The organism is Pedococcus sp. P2_E2 (genome assembly GCF_056403955.1).
The window spans coordinates 1-21,320 of the sequence record NZ_JBFUEM010000014.1 but is presented as its reverse complement, the minus strand read 5'-3'; the positions used below and the strand labels follow the sequence as shown (position 1 = coordinate 21,320).

General features: G+C 68.1%; 14 protein-coding genes and 1 pseudogene. 6 read left to right on the top strand and 9 right to left on the bottom strand.

Going from position 1 to position 21,320, the window contains the following annotated elements:
* From AC1DWR_RS19585 to AC1DWR_RS19550, 8 genes and pseudogenes are all read right to left on the bottom strand, one after another.
* A pseudogene (locus AC1DWR_RS19585) lies at nucleotides 1-216 on the bottom strand (haloacid dehalogenase type II); the annotation flags it as partial.
* Between the two features lie 496 nt (nucleotides 217-712).
* Entirely contained in the window at nucleotides 713-1,330 is a 618-nt protein-coding gene (locus tag AC1DWR_RS19580) for a bifunctional 4-hydroxy-2-oxoglutarate aldolase/2-dehydro-3-deoxy-phosphogluconate aldolase (RefSeq protein ID WP_477615881.1), read from the bottom strand.
* Complete coding sequence (locus AC1DWR_RS19575; RefSeq protein ID WP_477625018.1) at nucleotides 1,320-2,246, bottom strand: sugar kinase; 927 nt, start codon at nucleotides 2,244-2,246, stop codon at nucleotides 1,320-1,322. The genes AC1DWR_RS19580 and AC1DWR_RS19575 overlap by 11 nt, the downstream gene beginning before the upstream one ends.
* Nucleotides 2,243-3,370, bottom strand: coding sequence for a glycoside hydrolase family 88 protein (locus AC1DWR_RS19570; protein WP_477625017.1), 1,128 nt, complete (start codon nucleotides 3,368-3,370; stop codon nucleotides 2,243-2,245). Before AC1DWR_RS19570 ends, AC1DWR_RS19575 begins: the two co-directional genes overlap by 4 nt.
* Nucleotides 3,360-6,065, bottom strand: coding sequence for a hypothetical protein (locus tag AC1DWR_RS19565; protein WP_477625016.1), 2,706 nt, complete (start codon nucleotides 6,063-6,065; stop codon nucleotides 3,360-3,362). The genes AC1DWR_RS19570 and AC1DWR_RS19565 overlap by 11 nt, the downstream gene beginning before the upstream one ends.
* 38 nt (nucleotides 6,066-6,103) lie before the next feature.
* The gene (locus tag AC1DWR_RS19560; RefSeq protein ID WP_477625015.1) at nucleotides 6,104-7,006 is read right to left on the bottom strand and encodes a carbohydrate ABC transporter permease; all 903 of its coding nucleotides are present in this window, start codon (nucleotides 7,004-7,006) and stop codon (nucleotides 6,104-6,106) included.
* Entirely contained in the window at nucleotides 7,003-7,914 is a 912-nt protein-coding gene (locus tag AC1DWR_RS19555) for a carbohydrate ABC transporter permease (RefSeq protein WP_477625014.1), read from the bottom strand. The genes AC1DWR_RS19560 and AC1DWR_RS19555 overlap by 4 nt, the downstream gene beginning before the upstream one ends.
* A complete protein-coding gene (locus AC1DWR_RS19550) occupies nucleotides 7,911-9,212 on the bottom strand; it encodes an ABC transporter substrate-binding protein (RefSeq protein ID WP_477625013.1) in 1,302 nt (433 codons plus the stop codon). Before AC1DWR_RS19550 ends, AC1DWR_RS19555 begins: the two co-directional genes overlap by 4 nt.
* 169 nt (nucleotides 9,213-9,381) lie before the next feature.
* Between AC1DWR_RS19550 and kduI the strand changes: the two genes are divergently transcribed.
* The 5 genes from kduI to AC1DWR_RS19525 all read left to right on the top strand — a co-directional run bounded on the left by kduI (nucleotide 9,382) and on the right by AC1DWR_RS19525 (nucleotide 15,102).
* Nucleotides 9,382-10,200, top strand: coding sequence for a 5-dehydro-4-deoxy-D-glucuronate isomerase (kduI, locus tag AC1DWR_RS19545; RefSeq protein ID WP_477625012.1), 819 nt, complete (start codon nucleotides 9,382-9,384; stop codon nucleotides 10,198-10,200).
* Nucleotides 10,200-10,958 (top strand): SDR family oxidoreductase, encoded by a 759-nt coding sequence (locus AC1DWR_RS19540; protein WP_477625011.1) that lies wholly within the window; start codon nucleotides 10,200-10,202, stop codon nucleotides 10,956-10,958. Before kduI ends, AC1DWR_RS19540 begins: the two co-directional genes overlap by 1 nt.
* Nucleotides 10,955-11,776 carry an IclR family transcriptional regulator gene (locus AC1DWR_RS19535; protein ID WP_477625010.1) on the top strand — a complete coding sequence of 274 codons (822 nt, stop codon included), beginning with the start codon at nucleotides 10,955-10,957 and terminating at the stop codon, nucleotides 11,774-11,776. The genes AC1DWR_RS19540 and AC1DWR_RS19535 overlap by 4 nt, the downstream gene beginning before the upstream one ends.
* A complete protein-coding gene (glpK, locus tag AC1DWR_RS19530) occupies nucleotides 11,773-13,296 on the top strand; it encodes a glycerol kinase GlpK (RefSeq protein ID WP_477625009.1) in 1,524 nt (507 codons plus the stop codon). Before AC1DWR_RS19535 ends, glpK begins: the two co-directional genes overlap by 4 nt.
* A 93-nt stretch (nucleotides 13,297-13,389) precedes the next feature.
* Nucleotides 13,390-15,102: a glycerol-3-phosphate dehydrogenase/oxidase gene (locus AC1DWR_RS19525; protein WP_477625008.1), complete on the top strand. Its 1,713-nt coding sequence runs from the start codon at nucleotides 13,390-13,392 to the stop codon at nucleotides 15,100-15,102.
* A 744-nt stretch (nucleotides 15,103-15,846) separates the two neighbouring features.
* On the opposite strand, the gene AC1DWR_RS19520 is transcribed toward AC1DWR_RS19525, so the two are convergent.
* Nucleotides 15,847-19,854 carry an nSTAND1 domain-containing NTPase gene (locus AC1DWR_RS19520; protein WP_477625007.1) on the bottom strand — a complete coding sequence of 1,336 codons (4,008 nt, stop codon included), beginning with the start codon at nucleotides 19,852-19,854 and terminating at the stop codon, nucleotides 15,847-15,849.
* Nucleotides 19,855-20,369: 515 nt separating this feature from the next.
* Here AC1DWR_RS19520 and AC1DWR_RS19515 point away from each other — a divergent pair.
* Nucleotides 20,370-20,933: a hypothetical protein gene (locus AC1DWR_RS19515; RefSeq protein WP_477625006.1), complete on the top strand. Its 564-nt coding sequence runs from the start codon at nucleotides 20,370-20,372 to the stop codon at nucleotides 20,931-20,933.
* Nucleotides 20,934-21,320 lie beyond the last annotated feature (387 nt).

The window sequence follows — 21,320 nt, the reverse complement described above, 5'->3', positions numbered from 1 at the left end:
GTCGAAGGCGCTCTGCAGCACCCGCTCGTAGGGGTAGTAGGCGTCGAGCACGGCGTCGTAGCGGTAGCCGCGGAACTCGGCGACGAACTGGTCCCACTGCTCCGCGGGGACCTGGTCGCCGACCAGCTCCTTGGTGATGGGCGTCATCGGCCAGCTGATCAGCGTGCCGTAGCAGTCGAACGACACGTACTTGGGGCGAAACTGGGGCTCGGTCATGGTGTCTGCCTTCCGATCAGTGTGCCTCTGGGAAACGGACTCCCGCTCCTGGATGAAGCCTACCCTATCTCGTTCCAGTTCCAAACTGGAACTGGAAGGGCCTTATGGAGAGTCGACCGAGATCTGCCCGCGGCGCGCCCTGCGCGTCATGGGGTCATGCTCACATTCTGGGTGAGGACCTGTGAGTCGTCGACGAAGCGCACCGACTCCAGCACGTCGTCGTGCGGAGTCAGCCGCACCGTCACCGTCCAGTTCCGAAGGCAGGAGTCGTCAGCCAGCTGATGCTGAGACGGCCCTCGAAAAGAAGGAGACGCGCTGGGATGGCTGGGACGGGGCAGAAACGCATGAGACGCCCCGATGGACGCGTGACGACGCTATTTCAGGGTGTCGCCGGGTCGATGTCCGGACGATCGCAGGTCAGCGCACATCGCATCGTCGGAGCCCGAACTCCTTGCCAGCCCGTTTCCGTTCCTTGACACGGGGAGTCGCGACGTGTCTACGCGGGCGTCTCGAGTGCCTGGCGGATCGCTGCGACCATGTCGCCAGCCTCCAGGAGGTCGCGACCTACACCGACGGCGGTCGCACCGGCAGCCAACCACTGGGACGCGTCCGCGAGCGGGATTCCCCCGGTGGGGACTATCCGGCTGTTGGGCGCGATCGCGAGGAGGGAGCGTAGATACATCACCCCGCCGACGTGAGCTGGGAACAGCTTCGCCACGCCGTGCTGCGCGGCGGCTAGGATCTCGCCGACTGTCAGCCCTCCCTCTATCAGGGGGATCTGTCCCTCGAGAACACCCCTCACGGTGGGCACTGGGCATGGGGAGACCACGAAGTCAGCTCCCGCGTCAATGGCCCTGAGAGCAGCCGACTCGTTCAGCACGGTACCGATGCCAACCAGACCGTCAGGGTGGTCCTTGCGCACCTGCTGGAGGGCCAGTGGCCAGTCCGTCGTGGTAGCCGTGAGCTCGACCATGGTCAGTCCGGCGTCGAAGCAACGGCCAGCCGCCTTCACGGCTTCATCCGCGCTCTGGGTTCGCAGCACTGGGATGATGCGCGCCCGGGACACCTGGTCGACGAAGGCAGTCACGCCGTCGGGGGAGATGTCAGGCGCCATGGTTCACCGCCTCGTTACGGATCTGTTCCTCCAGAGCGGTTCGGTCCATGGTCACGCCGTGATCTCCCAGCACCTGCAGGACCGCCCCAGCAAGGGCATGTCCCCAATGCAGAGCGTCTAACGGGTCGTGCCCGTAGTGGCGTGCAGCCAGATATGCCGCGGCGAATGCGTCGCCGGCGCCCACAGGCTCCACGACCTCGATGACTGGTGCTGGCACTCTCACCACCCGTGAGCCCACGAATGCGACTGCTTCACGTGGGCCGTCCTTCACGATGAGTTCGGACGGCTGGGGGAGTAGTCGACGGACCTCGTCAAAGGTGCGGCAGCCCCATACGTCGCCCGCCTCATCGAGGCCGACGAACACGATGTCCGCCCGTTCGGCCAGAGACCGCAGTATGCCGGCCGCCTCTGTCACGCCCCATAGGGCGCTGCGGTAGTTGACGTCAAACGACGTCCTCACGTCGGGGAGCGCGAGAACGTCCTCGACGAGGCGGCGACAGTCGTCCGACAGTGCGGGCGTGATCCCCGTGAGGTGGATGTGTGCCACGTCGGCGAGGGCTGGGGACGGGACGTGGCGATAGCTGGTGGCCGCGGAGGTGCTGCGGTAGTACCGCATGGTCGTCCCAGAGCCGTTGGCGTCCTTGACGTAGAGGCCCGTCGGGCGTTCGGGATCAACCTCCAGGAACCTGCTGTCGACTCCGAGGTCATCTAGCGTCTTGCGCAGTCGCGCCCCGAAGGGGTCCTCGCCGACCCGTCCCGCGAAGCGTGTGGGTACGCCGAGGCGGGCGAGATGCGCGGCCACGTTGACCTCGGCGCCACCGGTGCTGAGGTGCAGGTCCGTCGCGTCGACCAGGGGAGTCCCGACCGGGGGTGTCAGCGAGATGAGGGCCTCACCGACGCACAGGATGGTGCTCACCGTCGGGCCCCGGCGCCCGCGTCGGTCGCCGGCACGGCCGCGCTACCCCACTGGGCCGCGAGTGCGGCGGCCACGGCGTGCAGGGCGAGGCCCTGACCCCACAGTTGGGCTCGGTCGTCGCGGATCACGCTGTAGCCGAAGGGAACAAGCTGCAGGACGGTCCCGGCGCTGACCCGGGTCAGCGTTCCGTCGTCGACGTAGGCCAGGGCTCCCGCAACCGCCCTCCACCCAGCCTCGACCACGGAGTCGTCGAGGCCCGGCATGACCTGGCTGGCTCGGAGCATGGCCGCGCCGAGGCCCGCGGCGGCTGAGGTTTCGAGTACGCCTGCGTTCTCCGGTTGGTCGTCGACCAGCACGCTCCACACGCCGTGGTCCGGCTGACAGGCTGCAAGGGCTCTGAGCTGGCGACCCAGGCGGGTGCGTACCTCCTCGACTGCCTGTGGGTCGGCGAGGTCCGGGCGTCGTTGCGCGAGCTCAAGGTACTCCACTGCACTCAGCGCCATCCAGGCGTTGGCGCGGCCCCAGAAGCACCGGATGGCGATTCCGGCATGGGATCCGTGCACGAAGAGATCGGTCGCCTCGTCCTGGAGAATCTCGGCATGCGTGAGCCACTGGTGGCCCAGCTCCGAGACCAGTGCCGCGTCACCTCGTGCCTCACCGAGGTGACCGAGGAACAGTCCTCCCATGAAGACGGTGTCGGCCCAGACGCCATCGGGCCAGTGCTCGATGGCGCCGTTGGTTGCGTGGGTCACGTCGGGAGAGCCTTGGAGCCAGGCCAGCAACCGGGCGGCGAGGGCCTCGGACTCCGGCCTGCCGTCGAGAACGGCAGCGGTGCCGGGAGTCAAGTGGTTCACGTGATCGAGGACGAGGTCGCCGCGTCCGTGCTCGTCCAGCCACTCGCTGACCCGGAATGGGAAGGACTCGCCGGCCGCCTCGGCGAAGCGGATCATCCCGAGCAGGCAGACGCCCTCCCCCCAGAAGAAGTCGGGCAGGCCGTCGTGCCAGCTCTTGTCCTCGATCTGTCTCCCGAGCGACACCAGGGCATCACGCGTCAACGCCTCAGCGCTGAGTGGCGGCAGCGGGGGTGCGGCAAAGCGGCTCGAGGTGAGGTCGCTACCGGCCATGGCGCTGACCCCCGTCCGAGGACAGCGACGCGGCGATGCCGCTCCGGGGCTCGACTCGACGTCCCGCCGCGTAGTCGATGACGAGTTTTTCGCCCTCCCATTCGACCTCGAGGCCAGCTGCGCCGAACTCCTGACGACAGGCCGGGTTGGCAAGGTGCGGGCGGTTCTCCGGGCGACCGTCGAGGCCGAGCCCTGCCGGGCGGCCGTCCACCGTGAATGCCTGCGACCAGGCGACGTGCAGGGCCCGCCCGTCGCGCGCCGTCCAGCCGACGGAGGGATCGGCCTTGCTGCCACCGAACTCGGGTTCAGTGAGCGCGCCGACGAAGTCGTCGAACGAACCGTCCACGGCACGGCGACCGACGGTCGTCACGTAGCTCCGGCCACCACCGTTGGGCCACCAGCACTGCCACGACTCGTCGCCCGTCAGCTGTGGTCGCAGACCGCCGTCGGTCGCGATGGCCACGTAGCCGTCGTCCACCCGTCCGGCGAGCCATGACCCGACCTGTTGCCACTCGTCGAACAGTGCAACCGGGAACCACACATGCGTCGTGCCGATCCAGTCCTGCCCGGGTAGGCGGTGCAGTACCAGCACGGTGTCGCGGTCCTGGTGTGCCCGCGGCAGGACCAGCTGACCGGCCCAGCTGTTCGGGCGGGCCGCCGAGCTGATCGTGTCGGCCGCAGGATGGGTGGCGAACACCTGGATCTCCGAACCCAGGGTCGCGCCCCAGATGTGCTCCTGGAGTCCTGGCAGCCCCGAGCGGTAGTCCTGGACGCTGGACAGCATCGCGTCAGGGGTACGCCAGACGCGCAGGTCCGAGCCGTAGGGACGGGCGAGCAGGTCGTGGTGCAGGCGGTACTCGCCGCGGTAGACCTGCCTGCCGTCCCACTCCTCGGGGCTGTGCTGGGCCAGCGCGCGGATCACCGGTGGCAGTGTGTAGTGCTCGGTCGTGGCCAGCGAGGTGGCGGGCAGGGTGGCGTCGTTGAGGGCGCCGACCCCCCACAGGAGCCACATGATCGGAGCGGTCTCCTCGAACCGGGCCGACCGAAGGGTGTGCGTGTAGGACCTGCCGTGGGCGGCTCCGTGCACTCCCTTCCACGAGTTCGTGGCGAGCGTGAGCAGACACTTGTCGAGGAGGGCTTCGGCCAGGTGTCGGAGCTCTGGCGACTCGGCGAACTCGACCAGTGAGACCAGGGCGAAACAGTCGATGGCGAGGTAGGCATTGGAGTCGAACTCGCTGAAGCCGCCGGCGAGCTTGCGATGGATCCATTCCTGCGCAAGGGGGTAGGCGTGCTCGGCGTGCTGACGGCCGGTCCAGCCGGTACCACTGAACTTCTCGTCGGCGAACATCTCGCCCACCAGCAGCTCCGCGGTGTGCCAGACGAACTGGTGGTTCTCGGTGAAGTAGCACATGGCGTCAAGGCCTGGCTGGTCGATCCAGTACTTGAAGGTCGTGAGAGCGTCGCGCACACGAGCCCGGTCGCCCTCGGCCCAGGACTCTTCCGGGAGACGACGCCACAGGTGAACCAGCCCGACTGCCTCGAAGTCCGCGCAGTCGTAGCGCGAGCCGATCATCCGCAGGGGAGTCTCCAAGTCACCGGGGTCCAACGGACCGCCGGGCTCGAGGACCTGTCGGGCCAGTGCCCTGGCAGTGCCCGGAACGGCGGCTGCACTGTGGTCGAGGAACTCCTGACGCCACACCTGTGGGTCGGTCCCGTTGGGACGGTCGCGTCGTCGAGGGGGGAGCGTCGCGACGCGAGCCACCCGGAAGACTGGAACGTCGGGCTGGTCCACACGGATGGTCAGCTCGCTCTCACCGGTGCTGAGCATGGAGGCAGCGCCCTCGGAGTCGGGGTCGTCGTCTGGCTGGGCCTGCGCGAGGTCCAGCACGGCCATGCCCTGGTCCAGCACCACCGTCTGGGCTGAGCCGCCACCGACGGAGACCACCAGCCGGCTGTCGCGTGGTCCGGTGATCGTGGTCGCGCCGTTGGTGCTGACCCATGGACCCACACCGATCGAGTCGAGCAGCTGTTCGGCCACTCGTGATTGGTGCTCGTCCGCCCCGGGAGACGGGATCACCACCCGCACCGGCAGGCCGTCGACCCGGACCGCCACGACGTGACGGCACTCCCGGAAGGCGACCTGCCACGAGGCCACGACGAGGGACGTGGTCCCGGACTCCAGCCGGACCCGGATGGTGTGGCGGATCGGCTCCATGTAGCCGAAGTCCTCCGTCGCGAGGAGCAGTTCGCCGTTGACGAACACCGCCACCGGCCCCGTGCTCGCCACCTCGAGGTCCCGGTACTCAGCCTGGTCCACCTCGAGCGTGGTTGCGGCTATGGAGTGACGGTACTCCGGCGTGTAACAGAACCGGCTCCAGTCGACGAGGCCGTCGCCGCCGGCGTGCATGCGTTGCCAGGTCCCCGTGGAGGTTGCGTCGCCCTCGGAGCGGGTCCAGCCGATCGCCCCTCCCTCGACGACGTCCGGAGACTCCTGCCCGGTGAGGAGCGGATGCCGTTGGTACAGCAGGCGTTTCAAGGGTGCGACGTCCGGGCCGTTGGTCAGTACCCAACGGCCCTCGGCTCCCCAGGGGCTGCCGTCTGCTGCGAGCACCTGGTCGAGGTCGTCGCAGGGCGAGCTCCACGCGGGGCTGACGAGCCAGTCCCGGATGTACCCCCGCGCGTCGAGAGTGTGCACGGTCCTGCCGTTGGTTGCGGGTTGAGGTGCTGCTGGGATCACTTGATGGCCCCTTGGGCGAGTCCGGCGATGATCTGACGTTGGAGGATGAGGAAGATGATCACGATCGGGACGATGGTCACGACGGACACCGCCAAGATCTGGTTGAAGGGAATGGCCTGCTGGCTGGCGAACCGGGCGATGGCCACGGGTAGGGTCTGCTTGGACTCGTCCTGGGCGACGATCAGCGGCCACAGGAAGTCGTTCCATCGCCAGATCACCGAGAAGATGGCGACCACGGCAAGCGCTGGACGGCTCAGGGGCAGGATGATCCGCCAGAAGATCTGCCACTCACCAGCCCCGTCGATCCGGGCCGCTTCGATCATCTCGTCGGGCAGCGTGAGCATGTACTGCCGCAGCAGGAAGACCCCGGTCGGGGTCGCCGCTGGCGGGATGATCAGCCCCAGCAGGGAGTTGGTCATCCCCAGGGACGCCACCATCTGGTAGACGGGCAGGAGGATCACCTGAAGGGGAATCATGATCGTCGCCAGAGTGATCATGAACAGCAACGTCCGGCCGCGGAAGTTGTACTTGGCCAAGGCGTACGCCGCCATCGAGTTGATCACCAAGGTGAGCAGGGTGGCCGACACCGTGACGATCAGGCTGTTCGTCAGGTAGTGGGTGAAGTCGAACGCCTGAAGGCCCGTCGTGTAGTTGTCGACGGTGGGGTGGTGCGGCACGAGCGTGGGTGGTGTCTGCGCGAGCTCCTCCTGGGTCTTGAAGGAGGACAACGCCGCCCAGACCACCGGCGCGATCGTTGCTAGGGCGCCGGCAGTGAGGAGGGTGGTGCGCACCACGGTGCTGACGCTCGGGGGACGACCGGTGGTCGACGTCCATGTGCGTCGTGGGCCTGGAGTCTCGGGGCGGGCCTGGGTCTGCTCGAGGGCGGACTGGGTGCTCATATCGCGTCGCTCCTGCGTCCGATGACGTAGTTGACGAACGTCACCGTGAAGACGACGACGAAGAGGATGACCGCGGCCGCACTGGCCAGGCCGTACTCGATCGGGAAGCTGAACCCGTTCTCGTAGATGTACTGCACCATCAGCGTGGTGGCGCGCACGGGCCCGCCTCCAGTGAGGGTGAAGATGAAGTCGAAGGACTGGAAGCCAGCGATCGTCGCCAGGATGATCACGACCATCATCGTGGGCTGGAGCAGCGGCAGGGTGATCAGCCGTGCCGACTGCAACGCCGTGGATCCGTCGATCTTCGCCGCCTCGTACAAGGTGGTGTCGATCGACTGCAGGCCGGAGAGCAGGATCATCGCGTAGAAGCCGAGGTGGATCCAGGTCCCCACCAGGATGATGGCGATCAGCGCGAGGTTGGGTTCAACCAGCCATCCGGGTTGGCCCAGACCGACCGCCGAGATCGACTGGTTGACCAGCCCTGTCTTGCGTTCCAAGGCTGCCCTCCAGATGATCCCGACGACGACCGGTGAGATGAGCACGGGGAGGAAGTACGCGGCGCTCAGGGCTCCGCGACCGCGGCGCTGGGCGTGCAGCAGGAGCGCCAGCACCGTGGCCAAGGCCGTGGAGATGAGCACGAAGCCGACCGTGAACACTGCCGTGTGTCGAACGACGCTCCAGAACTCGGTATCACTGAGGATGGCCCGGTAGTTCTCGGTGCCCACGGGCTTGAAGGTCCGCCCGTTGCTGCTGTCGTAGAAGCTCAGGTTGAGACCATTCAGCGCGGGCCAGATGGTGAACAGCCCGAAGATCAGCATGTTCGGCAGGACGAACAGGTAGGGCGCGATGTGCCGGCTGTTCACCCCCCGTCTGCGCGAGCGCGCCTTGACGGGGGCGGCGGCGGTCACGACGACTCCTTGATCGCCTTGTCAATGGCGGCCGACAGGTTGGTCACAGCCGTCGCCACGTCCTGCTGGCCGGCCACGACCTTGTCAGTCTCGGCGATCAGCGCGGTGGCGGACTTCGTGAACGCGGGGCTGCTGTTGGTGGCCCAGGTCTCTTCCGGGGTCTCGCCGATCTGGGAGATGAAGGTGGCCATGTCGCTGTCACGGCTGGGGTACTTGACCCCCGAGGTGGTCAGGTCCTGACGTGTGGGCAGCCAGAAGGCGGTCTTGTCCACTTCGCTCTGGTTCTCGGTGCGGTTCATCCACTGCACGAACGCGGCGCCCAGCGTGGGCTCCTTGCTGTTCTTGAACGCAACCATGAACTTGCCGCCGGGGAATCCACCACAGCGTTCCGCACACGGGTTCGGCGCGGCGGCCCACTCGAAGCTGGCGCTCTTGGCGAAGGCGCCGACCTGCCAGGGACCGGACAGGTACACCGGCACCTGCTTGGCGAGGAAGATCTCGTTCGCGCCCGAGTACTTGCTCCCCGACCCGAGCCAGAAGTCCTTCGGGACGGTGTTGCTCTTGACGAGGTCCGTGAAAAAGGTCAGGGCCTTGGCGGCCTTGTCCTTGTCCAAGGCGTTCTTGCCGTCCTTGCCGATCATCACGGTGCCGTACTGGCTCAGCACCGTGCTCAGGCGATTGCCGGACTTGTCGATGGCGAGGGCGTACGGCATCTTGTTCGCCGCCGCGACCTTCTTCGCGTCCGCGACCAGCTGCTCCCAGGTCCACTTGGTCGGAACCGCGACGCCAGCCTTCTTGAACGCGTCGACGTTGATCATCGGTCCGTTGATGGTGAGGTCGCTCGGGACGGCATACATGTGGCCCGCGGCGTCCTGGACCGTGCCGGCGACGCCTGGCGAAAACTCCTTCGGGTAGTCGTTCCCGAAGTACTGCTTGAAATCGACGGCCTCGTCCTTGTACACCTGCCAGTCGGCGACGCGCGCCGCTTCGGGAGCGTTGCCTGCGGAGAGCCGGGCCTGCAGGGAGGTGTTGAGGTCGGCGAAGGGAAGGATCTGCAGGTTGACCTTCGCGCCGGTCTCGGTCTCGAACTTGGCGATCGCGTCCCGGGTGGCCTGCTCGTCCGGGCCGTCCGTGAAGTAGACGTACGTCAGGGTCTTGCCCTTGAAGCTCTTGAAGTCCACGGTCTTGGGGCCGCTGGCCGAGTCGGAGGACGAGCTCGACGAGCCGGGCGCGCACGCCGTCAGGGCCATCGCCGCGAGCGCCAGGCCAGCAGTACCGATCTTCACGCGAAGTCGCATGGGGATTCCACCTCTCTGTGGATGTCATCGGATGCCGTGTCGGCCGGGATGGCTGCTCTGGCGTAATCCGTTGCTCACGTGCATACTGGAGCCTATTCCGCCAGAAGGGAAGACTTTCCCATCAGGCGGGAAGCGAGACACCGCACTGCACCACAGAAAAGGGAGTCCCATGACTGACGTCAGGCTGGCCACACACCCGTCCGAGTTCGATGCACTGCCCTCGTCAGCACTGCGCGAGCGCTTCCTCGTGGACGAGCTCTTCGCTCCCGGCGAGGTGCGCTTCTGTCTGAGCCAGGGCGACCGCGTGCTGATCGGCGGAGCCATGCCGGCCGGGCAGTCGCTCGACGTCGTGGCGCCGGACGAGGTGCGCGCGGAGGCGCTCTGCGATCGACGCGAGCTGGGAATCGTCTGTCTCGCCGGCCCGGGGCTCGTCAGTGCGGACGGTACCGACTACGCGATGGAGGGGGAGGACATCCTGTACGTCGGCGCTGGAACGAAGTCCATCAGAGTGTCCGGCGAAGCCACCTTCTACCTCGTGTCCGTGCCGGCGCACCGCCAGCTGCCCACGACGCTCGTCGCACGTGACGACGCGGACGTCGTCGAAGTCGGCGAGGACTCTGCCGCCAGCAAGCGGACCATCCGCAAGTACGTCCACGGCGCAAGCGTCGACTCGTGTGAGCTCGCCATCGGCATCACGACGCTTGCCAGTGGGAGCGTCTGGAACACCATGCCGTGCCACACGCACGACCGCCGGACCGAGACCTACCTGTACTTCGACCTGCCGGAGAACGAGCGGGTCGTCCACCTGTGCGGGGAGCCGTCCAGCACGAGGAGCATCATCGTGGCCGACCGCCAGGCCGTCATCAGCCCCCCGTGGTCCGTCCACTTCGGCGCGGGCACGGCTTCCTACAAGTTCGTGTGGGCAACGGGTGGGGAGAACCTGGCCTACAACGACATGGATCCAGTCGACACGGCAGACCTCTCATGATGGAGGCGAGCTTCGGGCTCACCGGGCAGACGGCCCTGGTGACAGGAGCCGGCCGGGGGATCGGAGCAGCCATGGCCGAGGCGCTGGCCGCGGCCGGGGCCGACATCGTTCTGTGGGGGCGCAGCGAGTCGAGCCTGGGCGAGACCCAGGACACCTGTTCGCGTCTCGGTCGGGAGGTGTCCACGGTCGTCGGTGACCTGTCCGACCCCGAAGAGGCCTCTCGCACGGCGCGGCAGCTCGGGGATCAGCGCCCCGTCGACATCCTGGTCAACAACGCGGGCATGATCTCCCGCGCGCCGGCGCTCGAGGTCGCCTACTCCGACTGGCAGCGCGTCGTCGCCACGAACCTCGACTCTGCGTTCGTGCTCTCGCAGGCCGTGGGCGCTGGGATGGTGGAGCGGCGCAAGGGCTCGGTCATCAACACCGCGTCACTGCTCTCGTTCCAGGGCGGGATCAACGTCGCCTCCTACACGGCGAGCAAGCACGCCCTGGCCGGCCTGACGAAGGCGCTGGCCAACGAATGGGCCCAGTACGGCGTGACGGTGAACGCTATTGCCCCGGGTTACATCGCGACCGACAACACCAGCGCTCTGCGCGCGGATCCTGACCGGGAGGCGGCCATCCGCGCGAGGATCCCCGCCGGGCGCTGGGGGACGCCGGAGGACCTCGTTGGCGCGGTCGTGTTCCTCGCGGGTCCATCCGCTCGATACGTCACGGGCCACACCCTCGTGGTCGACGGCGGGTGGATGGCCCGATGACCGCGAGCCCGAGGATGTCGAGCGACGACCCACCGGGGGACCGGGCCACCGCGGTGGCCAAGGTGGTCCGGGTGGTGGAGGCCCTGACCGAGCACTCGGGGGTGAGCGAGATCAGCCGCGCGACCGGACTTCCGACGTCGACTGTGCACAGGATCATCCAGGAGCTGGTCGGGCTGGGGTGGGTGCGCGGGGACGGTGACCACGGATACCTCCCCGGGGCCGGTCTCCTGACGCTGTCCGCTCAAGCTGCCTCCGACGCGGCCATGGGGATCGTGGCGCCGATCCTCGAGACGCTGCGCGACGCGACCACGCACACAGTGCACTTCGCCGTTCGTCAGGCCGACCAAGCCGTGTACGTGGCCAAGGTCGAGGGCCGGCGCGCCTATGAGATGCGCTCCAGGGTCGGCCTGGCCATCCCGTTGCACTGCACCGGCATCGGCAAGGCTCTTCTGGCGGCGCTCACCGAGGAGGAGTCCAGGGCGATCCTGAAGCGCACGGGAATGCCGCCCGCGACCCCGCGGACGATCACGGACGCCGACAGCATGATCGAGCACCTGCGGACGATTGCCCGACGTGGCTACGCCATCGACGACGAGGAGAACGAGCTGCACACCCGGTGTGTCGCCGCGGTGGTGCGTGACCACCGCGGAGTTCCCACTGGGGGCATCAGCATGTCCGCCATGGCGTTCGAGATCGACCAGACGCGCGTTCAGGAGGTCGCTCCCCTCGTGGTAGCCGCCGCGCGTGAGGTGTCGCAGGCACTGGGCTACCGACCGACGGCGGCAGATCTCGCCTCCACACTGCGGACCCGGCAATGACCGGCTCTCACTTCGTCGGCGCCATCGACCAGGGAACGACCAGCACACGATTCATGATCTTCGACCACGACGGGGCCGTGGTCGCCGCCCACCAGCTCGAACACGAGCAGATCCTGCCGCGGACGGGGTGGATCGAGCACGATCCCCTGGAGATCTGGCGGCGGACGGAGAACGTCATCGAGGTGGCGCTCGACAAGGCGAGGCTGACCGCCCCCGACCTCGCCGCAGTGGGGATCACCAACCAGCGGGAGACCACCGTCGTGTGGGATCCCGTGACGGGCCGGCCCTTCCACAACGCCATCGTGTGGCAGGACACGCGCACCGACCGGATCGCCGCCGCTCTCGAGCGCGACGGACGCGGGGAGGTCATCCGGGCACGTGCCGGTCTTCCGCCGGCGGCCTACTTCTCCGGCGGCAAGCTGCAGTGGCTCCTCGAGAACGTCGAAGGACTGCGAGAGGCGGCCGAGTCCGGCCGTGCGCTGTTCGGGACCACCGACACCTGGCTGTTGTGGAACCTCACCGGAGGTCGTTCCGGTGGCGTGCACGTCACGGATCCCACGAACGCCAGCCGGACGATGCTCATGGACCTGGCCACCCTGGACTGGGATGACGAGCTCCTGGGCTTCTTCGATGTGCCACGGCGCATGCTTCCCCGGATCCGGCCGTCCGCGGACCCCGACCACTACGGCGTCACGCTGGGTACCGGCCCGTTCCGGGGTGAGGTCCCCCTCGCGGGTGACCTGGGCGACCAGCAGGCGGCCAGTGTGGGACAACTGTGCTTCGAGGCCGGCCAGGCCAAGAACACCTACGGCACAGGCAACTTCCTGCTGCTCAACACCGGTCCCGCCATCGTCCACTCCACGCACGGGCTGATCACGACGGTCGCCTACCAGTTCGGTGAGGCCCCGCCCGCCTACGCCCTCGAGGGGTCGATCGCCGTGACTGGTTCGGCCATCCAGTGGCTGCGGGACCAGCTCGGCATCATTGGCGACGCGGCCGAGAGTGAGGCCCTTGCGCGCAGCGTCGCCGACACCGGTGGCCTGTACTTCGTCCCCGCGTTCTCCGGGCTGTTCGCCCCGTACTGGCGTCCCGACGCGCGCGGAGCCATCGTCGGCCTGTCCAGGTTCCACACGAGGGCGCATCTGGCGCGGGCGGCCCTGGAGTCGATCTGCTACCAGTCCAAGGACGTCATGGCCGCGATGGAGCAGGACAGCGGCGTCCGCCTTGACGTCCTGCGAGTCGATGGCGGGGTGACCGCCAACGACTTCGCGATGCAGGTCCAGGCAGACATCCTCGGCATCCCGGTCAGCCGCCCTGTTGTCGCCGAGACCACAGCCTTGGGTGCCGCCTACGCGGCCGGCCTGGCAACCGGCTTCTGGGCCGGCGTCGACGAGTTGTCGGCGAACTGGCAGGAGTCGAAGCAGTGGGCGCCCACGTGGGATGCCCAGCAACGCGAACAGGGTCACCGCCAATGGCTCAAGGCCGTCGAGCGCACACTCGACTGGGTCGACGTCTCATGAGCCCCCCCTCGGCACCGACCGCGGCCACCCCGGCGGCGCGTTCGAACCCGGGCCCGTCCCAACCCACGGCTCGCGCCGCCCCAGGAGGAACCGATGGACAGCACGCACGGTGAGCTTGGTCCGCGACAACGAGCGGAGGCACTGGCCCAGCTGGCGTCGCGGGAGTTCGACGTCGTCGTGCTGGGCGCCGGGGTGGTGGGAGCAGGCGCCGCGCTCGACGCCGCGACCCGCGGACTCTCCGTTGCCCTGGTCGAACAGCGCGACTACGCATCCGGGACGTCGAGTCGGTCCAGCAAGCTCGTCCACGGCGGGTTGCGCTACCTCGAGCAGCTGGAGTTCGGGCTCGTGAGGGAGGCGCTGCGAGAGCGGTCACTCATCCTGAACACGCTCGCCCCGCACCTGGCACGACCTGTCCCGTTCCTCTACCCCCTGCGACACCGTGGGTTGGAGCGGCTCTACGTGGGCGCCGGTGTGGCCCTCTACGACGTCTTGGGCGGCAGACACGGCGTCCCGACGCACAAGCACCTCAGCCGCGGCGCGGCTCGTCGACTCTTCCCTGCCCTGCGCAAGGACGCCCTCGTCGGGGCCATCCGCTACTACGACGGCCAGCTCGACGACGCGCGCCACACGATGATGCTTGCCCGCACTGCGCAGCGGTATGGCGCGGTGTGCGTGCCGAGCGCCCGCGTCACCGCGTTTCGTCGCGAGGGAGACCGCGTCACCGGGGTCGTCGTCTCCGACCTCGAGGGCGGGGGCGAGTTCGAGGTGAAGGCCAAGCAGACCATCAACGCGACAGGTGTCTGGACCGACGACATCCAGCAGCTGGTCGGTGGGCGCGGACAGCTCAGCGTCCGCGCGTCGAAGGGCATCCACCTCGTGGTGCCCCGGGACCGGATCAACGCCACGGTCGGGCTCATCAGCCGGACCGCGACCAGCGTGCTGTTCGTCATCCCGTGGGAGGACCACTGGATCATCGGCACCACCGACTCGGACTGGAACCTCGACCTGGCCCATCCCGCAGCCAGCCGCTCCGACATCGACTATCTGCTGGAACAGGCCAACCGACTCCTCAGCACTCCGCTGACCCATGAGGACATCCAGGGCGTGTACGCGGGTCTGCGGCCGCTGCTCCAGGGGGAGTCCGATGCCACCAGCAAGCTGTCCCGGGAGCACGCTGTCGTGACTCCCGTCGCCGGCCTCACCATGATCGGAGGCGGGAAGTACACGACCTACCGCGTCATGGCCAAGGACGTGGTCGACGCGGCGCTGCACTCGCTCGGCGCTGCAGCACCCTCGTCCGTCACCGACCGCATCCCCGTCGTCGGCGCCGAGGGGTTCCCCGCCCTGTGGAACGCCCGCCAGCGACTCGCCGACGAGTCCGGCCTCCACGTCGCCCGTGTCGAGCACCTGCTGCACCGCTACGGCACGCTCGTCCACGAGCTTCTCCAGCTCGTCGCAGAGGAGCCCGAGCTGGGAGAGCCGCTGGCCGGTGCTCCCGAGTACCTGCGCGCCGAGATGCGGTACGGCGCGAGCCATGAAGGTGCCCTGCACCTGGACGACCTCCTGGCCCGGCGGACCCGGATCAGCATCGAGACCTTCGACCGGGGACTGGCCGCCGCACCCGAGGTGGCCCGGATCGTGGCACCGGTCCTCGGCTGGACCAAGGACGACGTCGCACGAGAGGTCCAGCACTACACCGCCCGCGTCAAGGCGGAACGCCAATCCCAGCAGGAGCCGGACGACCACACGGCCGATGCGGCACGCCTAGGCGCTCCGGACGTACGCACGGGAGTCAAACGGGCCTGACTGCGGGCGTCGGGGCGGGCGCGGGAGCGGGGGGCTGGCGGATGCATGGGTTCGGGGTCAACGAGCGCCGCCTTGACGCGAAGCAGAACGTCCCTGCAACAGGCGGATAGGTCGTCAAATGGCCAGGCGTGGGGCTCCGACGCGGCCCTAGGTCCCCACGGGCCGGATGACCAGACTTGTCTTCGAGCCACGGACGTGTAGCCAAATGTGTAACCGGGAGGTGGCGGGACGGCTTGAGACGCGGCGCGATCACGGGGACGTGGCACTGAGATTTCGTGCCGGCAGGGCCGAAGACCTGGGACGGGTGAGACGTGGGCTGGGGCGGCTCATAACCCGGAGGTCGCAGGTTCAAATCCTGCCCCCGCTACCACGAAGTAGCAGGTCAGAGGCCCTTTCCTTTCGAGGAGAGGGCCTCTGGCGTTGGCGCGTGTAGGAAAATGTGTAGCCCGCGGTCGGCGAGACGCTCGTGAACGGGACGGACGCGACGGGACGCCTGGGACAAGGCAGAAACGCATGAGACGGCGCGATGGACGAATCCGGATGCCATTTCAGGGGTCGCCGGGCCACTGTCCGAGCGATCGCCGATGCCGGCATGTGGCCGCCCGTGGGCCAAGGGTCATCACGGACGCAGGGACACCCAGTCCCGGATCCGAGCGGCAACGGCAACGGCAACTAGACGGACCACGAGACCGGTCAGTAGGACGCCCCTTCTAGGGCTCGAGCGCACTCGGCCAGCCCGCGTCGTCATGGTGCATGTGGGTGGCACACCTTGCGGTACGGGCGGCCGGGCAGGGACTCCTGCCACTGCTCCTCCCCAAGCTCTCGCCCGGCCAGGCGACAGGCAGCCGCAACCCAGCTTTCCGGGCGCAGGTCCCAGATCCTGACGGTCCCATCCACGCTGGCGAGCACCAGACGCGAGCCGTCATTGGTGAACCCGGTGGCGACTTCGCCGTCGGGCTCAGCGACGGCTCCGAGGAAGGCGCCGCTGCGCCCGTCCCACAGGCCGACCTTCCCGTGTCCGGTGCCTACCAGCCATTTGCCGTCCTGCGAGAACACCGGCGTCCTGCCGTATGGCTCGGCGGCGCTGGGGCTGGAGACCTGCCGAAGGCTGTCTGCTCGCACCAGGCCCATTCCGCCGTTTGCGGCGGGGACGGCGATGAGCATGCCGTCTGGCGAGAAGCGGCCGTTCGCTGGGGCGGCACGGCCTATGCGGCCGGTGACGTAGTCGACGAACCGCGCCTCGTGGTCCGCCGTCACGAGAGCTGTGTGATGGTCCGGACTCGCGTCAATGCTGAGAATCGGCTCTGCGGTGACCTTCCTGGCGGGCCCATCCGGGTGCAGGGTTCTGGCGTCGAGCACCTGCAGCGACCCGTGGTCGGTTCCCACCAGCAGGTGACCGCCGTCTGGGGAGTAGGCGGCGACGCTGACCCTGTCCGGCGCCGCGTACCACAGCGCGATGGCTCGTCCGCTGCGGGGTTCCCACGCATGGATCAGAGACCCCCCGCGGATACTGGTCAAGGTTTGGCCGTCGGGTCTCCAGGCGAGCTCGCGGAATTGCCCCTGATCCTCATTGGTCGGAAAGGCCGGGTTGAGTCGGCCGGAAGCCACCTCGCGCGTTTCCAGAGTGCCCTCGTCGCCGAGGTAGGCGATGCTGCTGCCGTCAGGCGAGACGCGCACCATCCCGCCGGGGTCGGTCCTGCTGGTGACTGGCACGGCTGCCAGGAACCGCCTGTCCCCGCGGAGATCCCAGCTGTACAGCGGGGCGTCCAGACCTCCGGAGTACAGGCTTTGCCCGTCGGGGCTGAACGCCACCTGCTCAGCGCCCCAGCGCTCGCCACGGAAGACCTCCGTGGGCTCGCTGCCTTCCAGGTTCCACACAGCGAGATCGTCATCGACCACGCCCAGCCGGCGGCCGTCCGGGGAGAAGACCAGCTGAGCGACGTTTCCGTGACCCGCGAGCTGCGCCTTGGTCTTTAGGGAGGCGGTATCCAGGATCGCGATCCGGGCGCCGGCAGCGCGAGCCAGCGTTCGCCCGTCCGGGCTGAGCAGCATAGGCTGGGTGAACTCAGCGCTGCCGCTCACGCCGGGGTCGACTGTCCTGAGCAGGGTCCCCGTGGGCAGGTCGAAGACCCGCAGCAGACCTTCCTCATTGCAGTAGAGCCTCGTCCCGTCGGCGCTGACGGCCACGGTCCAGACGAGCCCGATATCAACCAGGGCCGTCGGGGTGCCGGGCCTGCGCATGTCCCACACGCCGACGACCGGCCCACCTCCGCCCGGACCGTGGAAAAGCACGGCGGCGAGCCAACGCCCGCCGGGGCTGAAACTGATGCCCTCGAACACCCCCACCCCGGCGGGTACACCACCCAGCTGGACGGTGTGGGCAGAGCCGTTGGTGTCAAGCAGCACGATCGGCTGATCGAGGTTGCCGTTCTGCGTTGCCGCAGGGAAGCTCGCCGCGGCCACGAAGCGGCCGTCAGGACTTGCGGCCAGCTTGGAGCCGTTGCCTTCATGCCGTCCCACCTCGCTTAGGGTGCGGCCGTCGTGGAGCGTGACAGCATCAATCCGGGCTACCGAGACGCGTCCATCAGTGGGGTTCACCGAGATGCCGGCGACGCGCCCGGCACGGGTGGACGCCACTAGTGCGGGCGCGCGGCTGAGCGCCGAGAGCAGGTTGGCCATCCGGTCTGGTGAGCGGTCAAGCGTGGCGCCCGCCGCAGCGAGGAGGAGCGAGGTGTCCAGCTCGGGCGAGGTGAGCGCCTGAGCACCAACACGCCGTGCGTCGGCCGCCACGGCTTGGGTCTCTGCCCGATCCGCCGAGCGAACCGCTGCCAGGCTCGCGACCAGCGATGCCACCAGGAGTGCGGCCACCCCGACGAGCAGGCTGCGCAGCCGCCGGTTGGTGCGCCGCTGCTGCCGCACCAGTCGCTCGGCTGCGTCTCGCTCCTGCTCATCAGCCTGCTCGCAACAGTCCAGGAAGTGCTGCTCTGTCTGGGTCAGGTCGGGGGTTGCCTTCCGCCGCCACTCGACGGCCTTGGCAAGACGTACGCCCCGGTACAGCTCGCTGTCGGGTCGGCCCATCGTCTCCCAGGTGTCCGCTGCCACCGTGAGGTGACGCAGGATGCGCTGCCCCTCGACGTCGTCGTCCAGCCAAGACCGCAGTCGCGGCCACGCACGCGCCAGCGCTTCGTGCGCGATCTCGACCGCATCGTCATCGCTGCTGACCAGCCTGGCGCGAACAAGCTGCTCGATGATTCGCTCGTGCTCCGCGTCGGACGCGATCTGTCGCCAAGGCACCCTGCTCCTGATGGGTTCGCCCTCCAGATTGGGTGACACGAGCCGCAGCAGCAGGTCGCGCAGCAGCTGCCGTTGGTCGAGCGGAACCCGCTCGTAGAGGGCCTCCGCCGACTGCGCGACGGCCTCGCGGACGCCCCCTGACTCGCGATACCCGGCCACGGTCAGGGTGCTGCCCTCGCGACGCTCCCAGGTCTGGCACAGGACGTGCGAGAGCAGTGGCAGCGCCCCGGGCTCGCCCTCCACCTCTCGCACCAGCAGGTCGACGAGTCCCGGCTCGAGACGCAACCCAGCCTGCCCGGCAGGGCCCTCGATGGCCCTGCGCAGCTCCCCCTGCGTCATCGCGCCGAGCAGGTACAGGCCACGTTCCACCAGCCGTGCCAGAGCGGGATGCGCCGACAGGGCCCCGAGACGATCCGCGCGGAGTGCGACCACCAGCCCGCCATGACGGCTGCGCTCCACCAAGGCCTCGAAGAACTCCGTCAGCCTGGCCGGCTCCTCACCGGTTGACAGGGCCTCCTCACATTGGTCAACGACCACGATTGCCTTTGCGGACCTCACCGCCGCGAGCGCTTCCACTGGGTGGCTACCCGGCGTCACGACCACCACCTGACGCCCATCACGCTTCAGCGCCGCCGCGACCCCGGCGCGCACCAGCGAGGACTTCCCACAGCCGGACGGGCCCACCACCGCGAGCACTCCCGCCCGGTCCATCCGCTCCAAGCACGCAGCGACATCGGCGTCTCGTCCGAAGAACGCCTCGGCGTCGTCAACGTCGTAAGGCACCAGCCCGAGGTAGGGGCATGTCGCGCTGGGCTCTCCGAGCGCCACTTGAGCCGCCAGCTGCGGGTCGTGACGCAGGATCGCCGTTTCCAGGTCGAGCAGTTCCATACCTGGGTCGAGGCCAAGCTCTTGAGACAGCATGGCCTTGGCCTGCGTCAGCGTCGACAGCGCGTCCCCCTGTCGCCCACTCCGGTACTGCGCAAGCGCCAGCAGGGCCCACCGCTGCTCCCGCAGCGGCGCGGCCGAGACTCGCGTTTTCGCTGCCGCCAGGATGCGAAGGTGGTGGCCGGTGCGCAGGGCCGCTTCTGTCTGGAGATCCTCAGCCTCCAGGCGAAGCTCCTCCAGCCGCTCGGCCTCAACCCTGCCGCGAGTCCACTCCTCGAGGTCAGGCAGGGGGCGCCCTCTCCACAAGGCGAGCGCCCGTCCGGTGAGGTATGCCGTCCGCTCCGGGTCTCCCTGCACCAGATGCTCCCGCGCCTGTTCGACGAGACGCTCGAACCTTACGTGGTCCAGATCGTCGGCATGGCAACGGAGGCGGTAGCCCTGCGGCAGGGACTCAATCGCGTCGGTGCCCAACTGCTTTCGCAAGCGGACCACGCAGCCTTGGATGATCTTCGGCCATGACTCCGGGGGTGCCTCACCCCAGAGCGCATCAGCGAGGACATCGCTGCCGAGCACCTCAGTCGGGTGGGTCGCCAAGGCCTGCATGACGACCCTGTCCCGCGGCGAGAGACCAGGCGACTTCCCGTCCAGCTCCAAGGGGCCGAGGACTGCGATGTACATAGGGCTCACTGTGACCCCGCCGTTCTAGGTCGTCAACGAGGCTGGATGCTGCCTGATGCCACCAGGGACGCCGGCTGCGACCGAGAGCTCCCTTACAGCAGCCCGCAGCGCCGATACCCACCTGATACCGCCCTGTCACACATTCATCAGCGCTATGGACGCCGCGCCAACCCCGTGAAGCCCGGCGGGGCCACCAGTCCGCAATAGACAACCCGACCAACGCAGCCAGCCCATCTCCCGCTGAACTCTCCAACCATTACTCAGGCAGGAGCCGAACCATGCGAAACACGCACAGGATGCTCAGGGCGACGGGCGCCGGTGCCCGTGCAGCACAGTTGAGCCCGTCAACGGCCTGGCCTTCTGTGCGGGCTGCCGCCCTCCCCACACGGACCCTTACGAAAGGAAATCTCATGGGCAACGGCCAATGGATGGACGCCATCAGGATTACCGTCAAATTGAACGCTGGCCGACTCGAGGCGGCGGCGCTACTGGTCGGGGTTTTCGGCGCTGTGTCCGTTCTGCCCTCGAGCGCGGCCCCGGTTGTGCAGCAGCTCGTTGGCACTGCCGCTTTCGAAACCACCGCCACCTGCGGGGCTCCTCCTGCGGGGTATGCAGACTTCACCAGTTATCCCCCCATCGTGATGATGGGCAGCCTGAAAGGTTGCTGGTTCACCAAGGTGGAAAGCATCCGGGACAACGGCGCACCGAGCGGCATCTATCTGGAGTCCGGCGAGGAGGTCTTCGTCGGCACACTGAACGGCGGGACACCGGGAACCTTCGCCACGACGTACAGGTTCGAGTCCCGATGGTCTCCCGACGTCTCCACAGGCGCGGAGACCCGCGGACGGTGCCAGCACCCGATCGCGGTGGGATCCGGCACCGGAGGTTTCGCCGGTGCTGTCGGCCGCGTCGACTTCAAGGATGTCGTGGCGAACGGTACGTACGTGTACAGGGGCCACATCGGCTTGCCATGACGCGTCGCCCATCGTGGAGGAGCACACGCAGGCGCGTCGCTCCAACTGCACAGGGAGCTGAACGAGTTCATTGCGCAGTGAAGGCGGTGCAGTCCGGCCGCCGGCTGGCGCCAGCCGAGCACCTCAGTCGGGTGGGTCGCCAAGGCCTGCATGACGACCCTGTCCCGCGGCGAGATACCAGGCGACTTCCCGTCCAGCTCCAAGGGGCCGAGGACTGCGATGTACATAGGGCTCACTGTGACCCCGCCGTTCTAGGTCGTCAACGAGGCTGGATGCTGCCTGATGCCACCAGGGACGCCGGCTGCGACCGAGAGCTCCCTTACAGCAGCCCGCAGCGCCGATACCCACCTGATACCGCCCTGTCACACATCCTGTCACACATTCATC

Coding starts and splice junctions, on each gene's coding strand:
- AC1DWR_RS19540 (WP_477625011.1), top strand. CDS start 10,200: ATGGAGGCGAGCTTCGGGCTCACCGGGCAGACGGCCCTGGTGACAGGA.
- kduI (WP_477625012.1), top strand. CDS start 9,382: ATGACTGACGTCAGGCTGGCCACACACCCGTCCGAGTTCGATGCACTG.
- AC1DWR_RS19570 (WP_477625017.1), bottom strand. CDS start 3,370: ATGGCCGGTAGCGACCTCACCTCGAGCCGCTTTGCCGCACCCCCGCTG.
- AC1DWR_RS19525 (WP_477625008.1), top strand. CDS start 13,390: ATGGACAGCACGCACGGTGAGCTTGGTCCGCGACAACGAGCGGAGGCA.
- glpK (WP_477625009.1), top strand. CDS start 11,773: ATGACCGGCTCTCACTTCGTCGGCGCCATCGACCAGGGAACGACCAGC.
- AC1DWR_RS19535 (WP_477625010.1), top strand. CDS start 10,955: ATGACCGCGAGCCCGAGGATGTCGAGCGACGACCCACCGGGGGACCGG.
- AC1DWR_RS19515 (WP_477625006.1), top strand. CDS start 20,370: ATGGGCAACGGCCAATGGATGGACGCCATCAGGATTACCGTCAAATTG.
- AC1DWR_RS19550 (WP_477625013.1), bottom strand. CDS start 9,212: ATGCGACTTCGCGTGAAGATCGGTACTGCTGGCCTGGCGCTCGCGGCG.
- AC1DWR_RS19560 (WP_477625015.1), bottom strand. CDS start 7,006: ATGAGCACCCAGTCCGCCCTCGAGCAGACCCAGGCCCGCCCCGAGACT.
- AC1DWR_RS19580 (WP_477615881.1), bottom strand. CDS start 1,330: ATGGCGCCTGACATCTCCCCCGACGGCGTGACTGCCTTCGTCGACCAG.